Consider the following 14,506-nt stretch of genomic DNA (forward strand, 5'->3'; position numbering starts at 1 on the left):
CAATCTCTAAAGGATTATATTTCTATTTATGAATACAAGAGGTTGATATGATTGATAATACGCATACTATTTCAGTGAGCCCAGTACAAGCAGATGATTACGCTAAATGGCTGCCCTATTGGTTGGACTACCAGCAATTTTATAACGTTGAGTTGCCGGAAGAGACAACGCTTGTAACATGGAAGCGTTTCTTTGACGCAGAGATCCCGATGTATTGTGCGGTTGCGCGAGAAGGTTCGAAAATTCTTGGCTTCGTTCACTATGTTTTTCACGGTTCAACTTGGGCTATCAATGATTTTTGTTACTTAGAAGACCTGTTTGTTGCTTCTGCGTCTCGAGGGAAACATATTGGTAAGCAGCTTATTGAATATGTGAAACAGCAAGCCGAGGGACGCCAATGTGCCCGATTATACTGGCATACTCAGGAGCGTAATTTGACGGCTCAAAAACTGTATAACTGGATTGCTGAGAAACCCGGCGTCATTGAATATAGAATGCCCGTTTAAATAGCGAATGCTGAACATTTCAACCTTATATAATTGATGCAATAACAGATAGTCAGGCGGAGTTTAAAGCATCGAGCAGGTTAATCGTCGATGCTTTTCTTTCTAATCGATAGGCTTTCGACCCCACTCACTCGGATGGTAATAGTAAAGAGTCATATGGCACAAATGAGCGAACATTATTTCATTTATTAAAAATGTGACTATATGGCTTAATTTATTTAACTTTTTTATTGTATTTAACTAGCGTCAGTGATTAATGGTTTTTTTATGGTGGTGCTGGACCCTCTCTATATGCCCTAAAGCATAATATGCCCGTAGAAGACCATGGTAGCAGTGACCTATAAACACTTTTCTAAACGGTACTATAGGGCGCGGTAAATCCTCAAATTAATAAATATACCAACCGTTTAACTTTCATTTATATTTAAAATGTTAAATATCGTAGTGACATTATCATTTAAAGTTCCGTGATATTTTGTCGTTTACTTCTTCATCTGAAGATCCTTATTGTTTACTTATAGCGTAAAGAAAATCATGTTTTCTAAAGAAGAAAGTATTAAGTTACGTAAGAGATTACACGGGATTAGCGGAGGGAGTGATATCATTCTCGCGAAGTTAGAGAGTATGGGTTACCACTCATTAAAACAGCTCTCCGACGTTAGTGTTACTGATATTGTCTCTATCGAATACATGCGTTCTGGAGCGCCAAATTGGACAGAAAAACCAGGATTCAGGACATTACTTCGCTCAATATTAGATATTGCAAAACAATCGAAATATCCTATATAAGCTATTTAGAAGGTCTGTTTGTTGCACAGAATCCCAAGATAAACAGCTTATTGAATATGTGAAGTAACAGGCTAATTTGCTCGATTATATTGGCATACTTAATCGAGCGAATTGACAGTTCAGACGCAATTAACGCGATTGCTGAGAAACCCAGCGTCATTCAATAGAGAATGCCCGCTGAATGCCTGATTATTCAGCTACACGTCTGCCCTGCTCATCTACCAACCGTTCACCATCTTCCTTGGTGAACGAACCACGTTGCGCATCGGGCAAAATCTCCAACACCACCTCAGAAGGTCGACACAGCCGGGTACCCAGTGGCGTGACAACAATCGGGCGGTTGATCAGGATGGGATGCTGCAGCATAAAATCAACCAGTTGGTCATCGCTGAAGGTGTTTTCTGCCAGATCTAATTGCTCATAAGGCTCGACGTTTTTACGTAATAACGCCCGAACCGTGATCCCCATATCGGCGATCAATTTTACCAACACCTCACGACTTGGTGGTGTCTCCAGATACCGAATAAGCGTGGGCTCAGTGCCACTGTTGCGAATTAACTCCAGCGTGTTACGCGATGTGCCGCAGGCCGGATTATGATAAATAGTCACATTGCTCATTTGGGTGATCTCTCATTGAAACCCCAGCCGGCATTGCCTTCTGGAGGGTAAATAATAGTTATTGCATCATTGATAATCGCAGCGCCAATGCTGCCAGCGTGACCAACAGCACCGGGATCGTCATGACAATGCCCACCCGGAAATAATAGCCCCAGGTAATGGTCATATTCTTTTGTGACAGTACATGCAGCCACAATAAGGTCGCCAGGCTACCTATCGGGGTGATTTTTGGCCCCAGATCACTGCCGATAACGTTGGCATAAATCATCGCTTCCTTGATCACGCCGGTGGCAGAGCTGCCATCAATCGATAGCGCCCCCACTAACACGGTCGGCATATTATTCATGATGGAAGACAGGAACGCCGTCAGGAACCCGGTACCGAGCGTAGCTACCCATAATCCCTGCTCCCCCAGTTGATTCAACAAGGCGGAAAGGTAATGAGTCAGTCCCGCATTCCGCAGGCCATAGACTACCAGGTACATACCCAGTGAGAATATAACGATTTGCCATGGCGCACCACGTAGCACCTTGCCGGTGTTGATGGCATGTCCTTTCTTCGCTACGGCAAACAATATCAGCGCCCCCACGGCGGCGACCAAACTGACGGGCACACCAAGTGGCTCCAGGCCAAAGAAACCCAACAGCAGCAGCACCAGCACCAACCACCCGGTTTTAAAGGTGTTGATATCGCGGATGGCCTCTTTTGGTGCCTTCAACAGCGACAGGTCGTAAACGGCAGGAATATCTTGGCGAAAAAACAGATGCAGCATGACCAGCGTCGCCGCAATGGCGGCCAGGTTAACCGGCACCATCACTGCCGCGTATTCAGTGAATCCAAGATTAAAGAAATCAGCTGAGACAATATTGACCAAATTCGAGACGATAAGTGGCAAGCTGGCTGTATCGGCAATGAATCCGGCTGCCATCACAAAAGCCAACGTAGCACCACGGCTGAAGCCCAGCGCCAACAGCATCGCAATCACAATCGGTGTCAGGATCAGCGCGGCACCATCATTAGCGAACAGTGCTGCCACTGCTGCACCTAATAAGATGATGTAAGTAAACAGCAAACGGCCACGGCCATTGCCCCAGCGGGCCACATGCAGTGCGGCCCATTCAAAGAAACCGGATTCATCCAACAGCAGACTGATGATGATCACGGCAATAAAAGTCGCGGTCGCATTCCAGACAATCTGCCACACCACAGCAATATCACCCATGTGAACCACACCGGTCAGTAACGCCAGTCCCGCACCGAGCAGCGCACTCCAGCCAATTCCCAACCCTCTGGGTTGCCAGATAACCAGCACAATAGTCAGGACAAAAATAGCACCTGCCAACAACATACCGCCCCCGAAAGGCAAGAGTTCTCTCCTGCCCGGTAAATTTTAATGGATTAAACATCAACGGCCAGATAAGCTAGACCATCCTTCCTGCTATCTGCTTTCTCTTCCAATCAAATATGTAAATTCATATATGATTAGGCAAATTTTTACTGTATTAGCGGCAAATTGCCTTACCGCCCGAGGCTACATTACCGCTCGCCAGCAAAACGATTTTATCTCGTTGGCTAAGATAGGCCTGCTCAATCACCGTGGCCGCCCAAGCTGGGATATGTGGTGACAGACGATAGTGAATCCACTTCCCTGCACGGCGATCGAGTAAAAGTCCAGATTCTCTCAGCATTGCTAAGTGTCTGGAGATCTTGGGTTGAGACTCATCCAATGTGTCACAAAGCTCGCAAACACATAGCTCGCCCGACTCTCGCAACAGCAGGATGATATTCAGACGTGTTTCGTCGGACAGATTTTTGAAAAGCTGTAATGGCGTGAGTGTAATCATGGGATCTCCAAGTCTGAATACTGAGGTTATCTTAGAAGTCTTGGCGTTAAAGTCAATTATATATTCGTTTTACCATATCTGTCTTCATCGTCACCGATTACAATTTTTGTGTTGAAAGTCATGTCCCCTGGCCGCTCATTGGGTCTGGATGATAAGAAAGTCACTTTTATGGCATGAAACGGGCCATTCTAATGAGAAAATTCTTATTAATCTGGAACAATTTGCACCTGTTGTTTAGTATGTCGCTATCCTGTCTACGCTATCAGCAAATCCAATATTTATGAAAAAACTCATTAAACGGCTGGAGATCATTAAAAGTGCTATTGAGCTTGAAGATGAGGATATTATCCGACAACAACTGCCTTATCTTAAAAGCGAATCCCAGGACGCGGTGCTGGCTTTTATTGCCATGGAAATTGAACAAGGGAAATTTACGCATGCGCTAGACGCAATTGCAGCCTGGCTGGCGAGTAAACAAGCGGTTACCCAGTGGCAAGACCTTGAATTGGCCGCCTGTAAAATGGAGCTAAAAGCACTGGAGGAACAGTTACGCGAGTTAATCGATAAACGTAACGAGCGGGTTCAGTTGCTGGATGACTTTAATGATCTCTATCTGGTGCGCCTTGGCCCATTGATGAATAAAATCCTCCAGTTACGTAAACAGTTGGCGGAATGTACTCTGCGTAAAGCAGAGGCCGAAGCCCGGCGCAGGGAACGCGATTATCGCAACTGCCAGCAGTATATATCTCAAGCCATTGATGAACTTGCCGCGTTAAAACAGCGCTGGTTAGCGCTCTCTGCTATGTCGAGTGAAACCATTGAGATACGACAACAGATTCAGCAGCAAACGGATTTAATCGCCGCACTGCTGGCGGAAATTAAAGAGCTGGAAAAGGGTTTTTGTACCCGCAATACTGAGTCAACCCGTAAAGCTCGGGAAGAAGCGAAAGAGAAGTACGAGAGCTATCAGGAGCAGCAAAAAGATGCCGAACAGCGGCAGAGTAATGAACAAAAACTCTCAGTTGATCAGCGCCAAGAGCTAAAACGCCTGTGGCGGCAAGCCAGTCGACTCTGCCATCCAGATTTAGTCGCCGATGAGTTTAAAGAGAAAGCACATCAACTGATGGTCCAGCTCAATCAAGCCCGCCAACGGGGAGATTTCCCCGCAATTAACGCGTTACTCGAGAGTTTAAAACGTGGGTTTGAACCGCTAATGGCAAGTGATTGTATTGACGATCTTGAACGGCTGCGCAGAAAAATTAAGCAGGTCAGAGATCAAATTGACGTGATGTTGCGTGAACTGGAAGCATTAGAGGATGAAGACTCTTGGCAGCTTGTCACCTCTTTGTCCGATAAAGATAACTGGTTCAAAGAACAAGAAAACGTATTATCAAAAACGCTAAAACTGCTGGAGCGGCAAGTTGAAGAAGCATCAAAGGTACTGTATGAAATTTGAGTGACCTCATGCTTACTGGTAATGCTCTTTTGGCCTACTGCCAACTGTGCCCGGTCCATGCCTGCCGCTTAACAACAAATATTATCCCTGTTATCTTTTATTATTGATGCATAATCACTATGCGTATTATTAAGTTCGTATTCATTCTGAAATAAGGTAATCAATGATGAAAGATAACGAATACCAGCCTCCAAAGGTCTGGACGGAAAATAACGAGAGTGGCGGTGTATGGTCCAAAATCAACCGCCCAACGGCAGGTGCACGTCATGAAGCGCTCCTGCCTGTTGGCAAACATCCGTTACAGCTTTACTCCATGGCGACACCCAACGGCCAGAAGGTCACTATTCTGCTGGAGGAGTTATTGGCGCTGGGCGAGAAAGGCGCAGAGTACGATGCCCACTTGATTCGAATAAGTGAAGGCGACCAGTTCTCAAGTGGTTTTGTCGCAGTGAATCCTAATTCAAAAATCCCCGCGCTGATGGATCACTCAACGCCGACTCCGGTGAGAGTTTTTGAGTCCGGTGCTATTTTGCTTTATCTGGCGGATAAGTTCGGCCATTTCCTGCCAAAAGATCACGCACAGAGAACGGAAGCACTGAACTGGTTATTCTGGCTACAGGGCGCGGCACCTTATTTAGGCGGGGGTTTTGGTCATTTTTATCATTACGCACCGGTAAAAATCGAATACGCAATTGACCGTTTTACCATGGAAGCTAAACGCCAGCTTGATTTGCTCAATACTCAGCTCAAAACACATGAGTATATTGCAGGGGATGAATATTCGATTGCCGATATCGCCATCTGGCCGTGGTATGGCAATTTGGTTTTAGGCTTGCAATATGAAGCCGGGGAATTCCTGGATGTTAAATCCTATACCCACTTGATACGTTGGACGGAGAATATTGCGAAACGACCAGCCGTGCAACGGGGGCGTATCGTCAATCGGACCTGGGGAGAACCAAATGAGCAGTTGCCTGAGCGCCACGACGCATCAGATTTCGTTCACTTATAGCTCATAAGCGATCAAGTCAATTCGACTAGAAAAAGGCGATAAACTCTGTTTACGCCTTTTTCTAACTCGAGTGACTACAGCTACTGTACCCCATCAAAATGGAGAAACAATAGAGCCAATACGCTGGCAGAAATCATCGTAAGCATCGCCCAGTTTTTCAAACAATTTACTGATGTCATTTAAGTGTTTCATTGGCTGTTCCTCTGAGAGCGTTGAGATTTATTTACGTGATCTACATCACTAAATAAAGCTTACCGTTTTTAAAACAGCATTTCAATATTTTTGTGATGTGCATCACAAAAACAGTAACTCTGCATAATGCTTATGATTATTGAGCGACACCTTCCCCGCCCGCAAGCCACAGAAACTCTTCTAGCGAGATTCAGATATAGATATTTATTCATAAAAAATGCGTTTTTTTTCATACAACCCACCAGATCGTGATCGTGATCTCATTTTAAACACAGCAAGAGGATTATAAAGAAACGCAAGATCGATAAATATGAAACATTGTTTCATTTAAATGAAGGGATGCAAATGGAAAAGAAAATAACCATCAGGCACACGGTTGCATACGGCAGTGCAAACCTGTTGGGCAGTGGTGCATTGGCGATCAGTGGCGCGTGGCTTATGTATTTCTATACCACGTTTTGTGGGCTTTCTGTCGTTGAGGCTGCCGCCATATTCTCTCTAGCCAGCATTCTTGATGCCATCAGTAACCCTATCATGGGCTACATCACCGATAATTTTTATAACACCCGCCTTGGCCGCATGTTTGGACGTCGTCGCTTCTTTATCCTCATCGGTATTCCGCTGGTCTTGTTCTATCCCCTACTTTGGGTGAGTGGTTTTGGCTTTTGGTACTACTTGATAACCTATGCCATGTTTGAATTGATCTACACCTCGATCATGGTGCCATACGAAACGCTAGCCACAGAGATGACAACCGATTTTGCTAAGCGCTCCAAGTTGACGGGATCAAAAGCGATATTCGGAAAAGTTGCCAACTTTATGGCGGCCTTTATTCCAGGGCAATTTATTGCGCTCTATGGCAAGGATTCTCCGGCCCCCTTCCTTTATACCGGCATCGCATATGGAGCTATCATGTGTTGTGCCATGATCTTCCTGTACGTTTCTTCTTGGGAGCGCCCGGCCAGTGAAGTGGTCAAAGAGACCACCAGTAGTTTGTTTCAGGCGCTGAAAAAAATGTGTATTGATATGGCGTCAACATTTCGGCTCCGTATTTTCCGTAAACATTTAGGGATGTATCTATTTGGATTTGGTGCCGAGTGGTTATTCGCTTCCTCATTCACCTACTTTATCATTTTCGGTTTACGCCAAAGTGCTGTTCTGGTGTCGCAACTCAATAGCTTCAGTTCGATTATGCAACTGATCTCGACCGCATTCTTTATCGGCATCTGTGTGAAAATGGGCTTTGCCCGTCCTTTCCGTATTGCATTGCAGGTGGTGATTGTCAGTGTTTTTGCCTATGCCGCGCTCTATTTTACCGGTTGGTCTGACACGACCACTGTCATTGTATTATTCGCAATCACCGTTGTTTTTGGTCTGAGTACCGGTGGTATTTATTATATTCCCTGGACCGTTTATACCTTCCTCGCTGATGTAGATGAAGTTCTCACGGGGCGTCGGCGTGAGGGTCTATATGCGGGTGCAATGACATTCGCTGGCAAAATGGTTCGTTCGGTTATTGTGTTTGCGATGGGCTGGACACTCAGCAGATTTGGCTTTGTCTCTGGTCAGTCGGTGCAGCCAGAAACCGCGGTTCAGGCGATTGTTGGCGTCTTTGCCATCGGCGTAACCGCGCTGGCATTAGTGGCAATTTTTTATACCACACAGATGAAACTCGACAGAAAGAGTCATATGGTTCTGTTGGCAGAGATTGCCCGGATTAAGGCCGGTGGTACGATAGCTGACATTGCTGCTGGCCCCCGCGCAACGATTGAAGAACTGACGGGTTGGAAATATGAACAATGTTGGGGTAATAACCCGCTTGGTCAAAAGAAACCGACAGAAAAATTGACTGAACTGACATCAGAGGACTGATGGCTACTGTAGATTCAGGGACCGTATCATGAAAACGCTCGTGGGGAAGTGGCAGGTATCGCTTCTGAGGAAGAGGGAATTGTCATATTTGAAGATGCATAATCACAAAAGGGGAAAAATCGTATTCTGGATATTCCACCAGAGTAATTACATCAACGAGTCCCCTTCTTTGTCGGCACCTATTCGATGGTTGAGGATGCCGAACGTTTCATTGCCGAAAATCCTGATTCCTTATCCGGTTAATGCTCATTTACCCAGGCACGTCACTAACCGTTGGATAAAATGGACTGTTGGTGACGGCGGCCTCCTATCGTTTTATGCCGAGCCGTTTGGCAAGACGATGGAGGTTGCCTGCGTCAAGGTTTAGCGCACGAGCAGATGCCGACCAATTCATCCCATGCTCCTGAAGAACCTGCATGATAACCTGCCGCTGAAAATCACGGGTCGCCGCTTGCAGGTCTACAGGCGCGCTACCTTGGTCCTCACTGACTGATATCGGTGAAATACCCGGTATAGTGGTGACTGTAATATTAAATAAGTCAGCATGCAGTTGCGCAGATTCTGTCGCCGGTTGTGAGGCACGCGCTAATACCGCAGCACGATAAATAGCATGTTCCAATTCACGCACATTTCCGGGCCAACTGTAATTCTCTAGCAAGGTTAGTGTGGTTGCCGGGATGCCCAACTGCTGAAGCCCCAGTTTCTTTCTTATCCGCTCCACAAAAAATCCTGCTAACAGGACAATATCCCCTTTCCGTTCCCGTAACGGTGGAACATGTAACGGGAATACACTCAAACGGTGAAACAGATCAACGCGAAAGTGCCCTTCGATAACTGCTTGTTTAAGATCACAATTGGTAGCAGCAATAATACGCACATTCACCCGCTTGGTACTGTCGTCACCGACGCGCTGTAAGTCGCCGTACTGAATAACACGGAGTAATTTGGCCTGAAGTACCAAAGAAAGCTCGCCTATCTCATCAAGAAATAGTGTGCCATTGTCGGCAATTTCGAACTTACCGGTTCGGTCATGTATTGCACCGGTGAAAGCCCCCTTCACATGGCCAAATAATTCGCTCTCCGCCACATTCTCGGGCAAGGCGGCACAGTTTAAATAGATTAATGCCTTCGCAGCTCTGGGTGATAAATGATGAATTGCCTGAGCAACCAACTCTTTACCTACCCCCGTCTCTCCGGTGATTAGCACATTCAGTTCTGAACCTGCTACCACCCCTATCTCATGTTTTAGTTGCAGTATCAACGGTGACAGGCCAATCATCTCGTCTTCCGAGCTTGGTGTGGCTTGTTTTTGGATGCTTAATGAACTAACCGTAGGGAGCGCTTGCTTCTCCAACACATCGACTAAAAGTGCATTATTCAATGCCGAGGCCGCTAATACGCCAATCAGTTTAAGCTCTTCATCACTGAATCCATCAAATTGCAGCGGGTTCATACTGTCGAAAGTTAATGCACCAATAAGTGTTTGATCAGCAAACAAGGGCAGACCAATACAGGCATGGACTTTTAGCTCATCATGGCCCGGGATCAGGCCGTCATAGGGATCAGGCAGATGGCTGTCAGTCGGGAAACGGACCACATTCCCTGCCCGGGCAATGGCCTCTAATCGCGGATGGGATGACAACGAAAAACGCCGCCCCAACACATCAGGCGATAAACCATCAATGGCCAAGGGGCGGAACAATTGATGTTCATAACGTAAAAGTGCCGAGGCATCGCATTGCAGTAATTGCCGCAAGCTACTGACTAACGTCTGAAAACGATCTTGCCCTGATAAGCCGCCCTGTAGCTCAATGGCTATTTTGGCCAGTGACTGAATGGATAAACTCATATTTTGTCATTCCGACATAGTGTTAGTCATTATGACAATGACACATCAATGTCATAATGACTAACTTTAATTTTTATATGATTAAAATCAATACTATAAATCATGGCACGCTATTTGCTCTCTAAGGTGAGGTAAATCATTTATTTTAGTTGAGGAACGGTTCATGGCGATTCAAGTTAAGAATAATATCAAATGGGTTGGGCAACGTGATTGGGAAGTGCGTGATTTCCATGGTACTGAGTACAAAACCCTGAAAGGGACCAGTTACAACAGCTATTTAATCTGCGAAGAAAAGAACATTCTGATCGATACAGTTGATCAGAAATTTGATCGAGATTTTGTTGCCAATTTAGCACGGGAGATCGACTTAAATGCGCTCGACTATATTGTTATCAATCATGCAGAAGAAGACCATGCCGGCGCATTAACCGAGTTAATGGCGCGTATCCCCAACACTCCGATTTATTGCACCGCCAATGCTATCGACTCAATCAACGGACATCATCATCATCCTGAATGGAATTTCATTACAGTTAAAACAGGCGATACCTTAGATATCGGCAACGGTAAGCAATTGATCTTTGTTGAAACGCCGATGCTGCACTGGCCTGACAGCATGATGACTTACATCACGGGTGATGCCGTGTTGTTCAGTAATGATGCTTTCGGTCAGCACTACTGTGATGAGCATCTGTTTAATGACGAGGTCGATCAGACCGAACTTTATGAACAGTGCGCTCGCTATTATGCCAACATTTTGACCCCTTTCAGCCGCTTGGTAACACCAAAAATCAATGAAATTCTTGGTTTCAATCTGCCAGTATCAATGATTGCCACCTCCCATGGCGTGGTATGGCGCGATAATCCAACCCAAATTGTCACGCAATATCTGGCTTGGGCGGCAGATTATCAGGAAGACCGGATAACCATTTTCTATGACACCATGTCAAATAATACCCGCATGATGGCCGATGCTATTGCTCAGGGTATTCACGATACCGACCCCGGTGTGGCAGTGAAGATCTACAACATTGCCCGCCATGACAAAAATGAAATCCTCACCCAGGTCTTCCGTTCTAAAGGCGTTTTAGTGGGTTCTTCCACCATGAACAACGTCATGATGCCAAAAATCGCCGGGATGCTCGAAGAACTGGCCGGATTACGTTTCCGTAACAAAAAAGCTGCGGCATTTGGCAGCTTTGGCTGGACTGGCGGTGCGGTTGACCGCATTCAAACTCGCCTGATGGATGCCGGGTTTGATATCTCCCTCTCCTTAAAAATGAAATGGCGGCCTGATACTGATGCTTTAGCAGAGTGCCGTGAACATGGGCGTAAAATTGCCCGTGAATGGGCACTTCATCCATTGGAGACCCCCCATTTATCTGAGGTTGACGACGTTATCGCCCTCACTCAAGAAAAGGTCCGCGCCGAGAAACAGAATCTGGGTATTTCAATGCAATGCAGTGTTTGCCAGTGGATATATGACCCAGCACTGGGTGAGCCTCTTCAAGAGGTTAAGCCAGGAACCTGTTGGGAAAATGTCCCCGATTTCTTCCTCTGCCCAGAGTGTGGCTTGGGCAAATCTGTGTTCGATCCACTGTAATGGAGCATGTTATGACAGATAACATTATTATTGTGGGTTCAGGTTTTGCCGCCCGCCAAGTGGTTAAAAACATCCGTAAACTTAACCCACAAGTGCCAATCCAGATGATCGCCGCTGACAGTGGCGTGGATTATAATAAACCTGATTTAAGTCATGTATTTAGTCTTCAGCAGAGCGCTGACGATCTCACCCGGTTGTCGGCCGAGAAGTTTGCAGAAGAAAATAATCTTACTTTGCATACAGCGATGTTGGTCACCGCCATTGAGCGGCACACTAAACGCGTTTTTTGTGGTGATCGGGGATTTAATTACCATAAATTAGTGCTGGCTACCGGGGCGTCTGCACTGGTTCCGACCGTGCCCGGTAGCGAGATGATCGTTACATTTAATAGCCAAAATGAATACCGGCAACATCAAGATAGGTTGCAAAAAGCATCGCGTGTTTTAGTGCTGGGCGGCGGGTTAATCGGGACGGAGTTGGCAATGGACCTACAGCGTTCTGGTAAGCAGGTGATTCTGGTGGATAAGGCACACAGTTTGCTAGCCTCTGTGATACCAGTGGAGATCAGTAGCCGCTTACAACAGCGCCTCAGCCAAAGTGGTGTTACTTTGGTGTTTAATAATGAATTGCTCAGTGTGACAAAAGTCACCAACGGCTTGCGAGTAGAACTTCGCGCGGGTCAAACGTATACCGTTGATGCTGTTATTGCCGCGATTGGTTTAATGCCGGAAACTGCCCTCGCCGCTGCCGCAGGTCTCGATATTGGGCGTGGTATTAAGGTCAATAATCAGTTGCAAACGGTTGATCCAGATATCTTTGCCGTGGGTGATTGTGCCGAGGTCGAGGGGAAAGTACTGCCATTTTTGCAGCCCATATTAGTGGGAGCCATGACACTGGCAAAAAATATTCTAGGAGGAGCCGCGTGTCTCACCCTGCCGCCGATGTTAGTTAAAGTCAAAACACCTGATCTACCGCTCTATTTCGCTGGCGAAACCAACCGCGAGGATCTCCACTGGGAAATATGCCTGACAGCGCAGGGGATAGTGGCGCGTGGCACTGATAACTCACAGCAATTACGCGCGTTCGTCGTCAGCGAACAACAGACCCAACAGGCTTTCCCCCTGTTACGTGAACTGAGTGTGTAACATTAATCGTGCTGCGCTATAACATCACAACGCTAACCCCCCGCCACCTGCGTAGGGGGTTTTGCCTGCAATTTTCATCACTTCTGCCCCCAACGTGACAAAAGGTGCCCGCCGACTGGCGTAGATAATGCCGCCAGCCTGAGCGCGAACCGCTTTTACCGTATCGGTGAGCGGATCAATAATTTCAGCTACCACTTCATCTTTCCCAACCCATTCACCCGGCTGGCGTAATAACAGCAGAATGCCACTGGCAGGTGCTGTCACTATCTCACCCGCCGTAAACGGCAACAGGGTGACTTCCCGCTGCGGAATAACCAAAGGTTGCCCTTTGACTGCGCCACGGTACTGCAAATAGTGATAAAGACGCTCGGCATCAGCACTGGCCAACGCGTGGCTAACATCCTGTTGACCCCGTAATTCTAGCGTCACCGCCATGCAGCCCGGTTCAAGCTTTAACGCCGGATAGTGCGCCGCTAACCGGTGCCATGGCAAGCCGCAAGCCTCATCAAAGGATCCACCACCGCTATCTTGCGACAGTAATACGGTGCCAATATCTAAGAACCGTGCCAAGGTTTCGGCGGGTTCACGCCAGGCAGGATCAGCGTACATGTGCAAAATAGCGTGATCATCACAATGCAGATCCAGCACCAGGTCCGCATCACAAGCCAGTCTTAATAAGTGTTGGCGCAGCGCTGCAACTTCACTGCTGGCAGGCAAATCCTGCAATGCCTCAACCATGGCAACTCGCACTTGTTGCTGTATACCAACACTATCAGTGAGCGGCCGCGATGCCAGCCGCGTTTGTACCCCTTGCGCCAGATCAGGGAAGTCACGGTTGAAATTGCGGCCACTGCCCAGATCAAAACGGCCGATACCACTATTAAGGAGCACTTGCGCAATACCTACCGGGTTGGCAAGCGGCACAATAATTATTTCGCTCTGAATTTCACCGCGCCGTTCCGCCTGACTCAGTAATCTTTTAAGATAATGTAATACCAGCATGCCGGGCAGTTCATCAGCATGCAGGCCAGCTTGTAGATAGATTTTCTCACCAAAACCTTGCTGGCCGAAATGAAAGCTGGTTAATTGACGCTGCCCACCCAGGGCATGTTCAGGTAACTTATGATTATTGATTTTCATTGGACGTCCTATCTGTGGAAAAGAAAGCCCGGCTTGACCGAATTGACAAAAAAATCCTTGAAATACTGAGCCAGGATGGTCGCATCTCTTATCAAAAGCTCTCTGAACAGGTAAACCTTACCGCTCGCCCTTGTCTGGAGCGCGTACGGCTACTGGAGCGTGCCGGTATTATCCGCGGTTACAGCGCGATTATTGAGTTGCCGGAACCTGCGCATGCTTTTGTTATACAAGCACAAATTGCACTGGCCGACCATGGGCACTCGCAGGCGGCATTCGAACAGGAAGTATGCAAAACGCCGGAGGTGCTGGACTGTTGGTTGGTCGGTGGCAGCTTCGACTTCCTGGTGCGCATTGGCTGTCGTAACATGGAACACTACCGGTTACTGGCTGATAGTTGGCTGACCAGTAAAAAATTCCGGGTCGATAAAATTGTCACCCTGACGGAATTACAAACCATCAAACGCACTTAAATCCGCAGTG

Annotated in this window: 13 protein-coding genes and 1 pseudogene; 9 read left to right on the top strand and 5 right to left on the bottom strand. The window is 46.9% G+C overall.

The features are described from left to right. The first annotated feature begins 47 nt into the window (after window positions 1–47). Together Q2T72_RS11340 and Q2T72_RS11345 are read left to right on the top strand one after the other, a co-directional pair. Window positions 48–506 carry a GNAT family N-acetyltransferase gene (locus Q2T72_RS11340; RefSeq protein ID WP_372569188.1) on the top strand — a complete coding sequence of 153 codons (459 nt, stop codon included), beginning with the start codon at window positions 48–50 and terminating at the stop codon, window positions 504–506. Window positions 507–1,040: 534 nt separating this feature from the next. After that, window positions 1,041–1,295 carry a hypothetical protein gene (locus tag Q2T72_RS11345; protein ID WP_372569189.1) on the top strand — a complete coding sequence of 85 codons (255 nt, stop codon included), beginning with the start codon at window positions 1,041–1,043 and terminating at the stop codon, window positions 1,293–1,295. A gap of 189 nt (window positions 1,296–1,484) precedes the next feature. Here Q2T72_RS11345 and arsC read toward each other — a convergent pair whose 3' ends face one another. From arsC to Q2T72_RS11360, 3 genes are all read right to left on the bottom strand, one after another. Continuing rightward, window positions 1,485–1,913 carry a glutaredoxin-dependent arsenate reductase gene (gene arsC, locus Q2T72_RS11350; RefSeq protein ID WP_372569190.1) on the bottom strand — a complete coding sequence of 143 codons (429 nt, stop codon included), beginning with the start codon at window positions 1,911–1,913 and terminating at the stop codon, window positions 1,485–1,487. 58 nt (window positions 1,914–1,971) lie between these two features. Beyond that, a complete protein-coding gene (locus tag Q2T72_RS11355) occupies window positions 1,972–3,261 on the bottom strand; it encodes an arsenic transporter (RefSeq protein WP_083163637.1) in 1,290 nt (429 codons plus the stop codon). A gap of 154 nt (window positions 3,262–3,415) precedes the next feature. Then, window positions 3,416–3,757, bottom strand: a complete 342-nt coding sequence (locus Q2T72_RS11360) for a metalloregulator ArsR/SmtB family transcription factor (RefSeq protein ID WP_102970408.1) — start codon at window positions 3,755–3,757, stop codon at window positions 3,416–3,418. Between the two features lie 280 nt (window positions 3,758–4,037). On the opposite strand from Q2T72_RS11360, the gene Q2T72_RS11365 reads away from it, so the two are divergent. The 4 genes and pseudogenes from Q2T72_RS11365 to Q2T72_RS11380 form a co-directional block, all read left to right on the top strand. Beyond that, window positions 4,038–5,213: a DNA repair protein gene (locus Q2T72_RS11365; protein ID WP_372569191.1), complete on the top strand. Its 1,176-nt coding sequence runs from the start codon at window positions 4,038–4,040 to the stop codon at window positions 5,211–5,213. Window positions 5,214–5,379: 166 nt separating this feature from the next. Next, window positions 5,380–6,225, top strand: a complete 846-nt coding sequence (gene yghU / locus Q2T72_RS11370; protein ID WP_372569882.1) for a glutathione-dependent disulfide-bond oxidoreductase — start codon at window positions 5,380–5,382, stop codon at window positions 6,223–6,225. Window positions 6,226–6,762: 537 nt separating this feature from the next. Beyond that, window positions 6,763–8,289, top strand: coding sequence for an MFS transporter (locus tag Q2T72_RS11375; protein ID WP_372569192.1), 1,527 nt, complete (start codon window positions 6,763–6,765; stop codon window positions 8,287–8,289). 111 nt (window positions 8,290–8,400) lie between these two features. Next, window positions 8,401–8,532, top strand: a pseudogene (locus Q2T72_RS11380) (fructose-bisphosphatase class I); the annotation flags it as partial. A gap of 64 nt (window positions 8,533–8,596) precedes the next feature. On the opposite strand, the gene norR reads toward Q2T72_RS11380, so the two are convergent. Beyond that, window positions 8,597–10,138 (bottom strand): nitric oxide reductase transcriptional regulator NorR, encoded by a 1,542-nt coding sequence (gene norR, locus Q2T72_RS11385; protein ID WP_372569193.1) that lies wholly within the window; start codon window positions 10,136–10,138, stop codon window positions 8,597–8,599. A gap of 163 nt (window positions 10,139–10,301) precedes the next feature. On the opposite strand from norR, the gene norV reads away from it, so the two are divergent. Continuing rightward, window positions 10,302–11,741, top strand: a complete 1,440-nt coding sequence (norV, locus tag Q2T72_RS11390; protein WP_372569194.1) for an anaerobic nitric oxide reductase flavorubredoxin — start codon at window positions 10,302–10,304, stop codon at window positions 11,739–11,741. An 11-nt stretch (window positions 11,742–11,752) separates the two neighbouring features. Further along, entirely contained in the window at window positions 11,753–12,886 is a 1,134-nt protein-coding gene (gene norW / locus Q2T72_RS11395; RefSeq protein ID WP_083158827.1) for an NADH:flavorubredoxin reductase NorW, read from the top strand. Between the two features lie 24 nt (window positions 12,887–12,910). On the opposite strand, the gene Q2T72_RS11400 is transcribed toward norW, so the two are convergent. Then, window positions 12,911–14,026, bottom strand: a complete 1,116-nt coding sequence (locus Q2T72_RS11400; RefSeq protein WP_372569195.1) for a succinylglutamate desuccinylase/aspartoacylase family protein — start codon at window positions 14,024–14,026, stop codon at window positions 12,911–12,913. A gap of 14 nt (window positions 14,027–14,040) precedes the next feature. Here Q2T72_RS11400 and Q2T72_RS11405 point away from each other — a divergent pair, with 14 nt between their 5' ends. Continuing rightward, window positions 14,041–14,496: an Lrp/AsnC family transcriptional regulator gene (locus tag Q2T72_RS11405; protein WP_005184236.1), complete on the top strand. Its 456-nt coding sequence runs from the start codon at window positions 14,041–14,043 to the stop codon at window positions 14,494–14,496. Window positions 14,497–14,506 lie beyond the last annotated feature (10 nt).

This window comes from Yersinia sp. 2466 StPb PI (assembly GCF_041538325.1).
Classification (GTDB): domain Bacteria; phylum Pseudomonadota; class Gammaproteobacteria; order Enterobacterales; family Enterobacteriaceae; genus Yersinia; species Yersinia enterocolitica_E.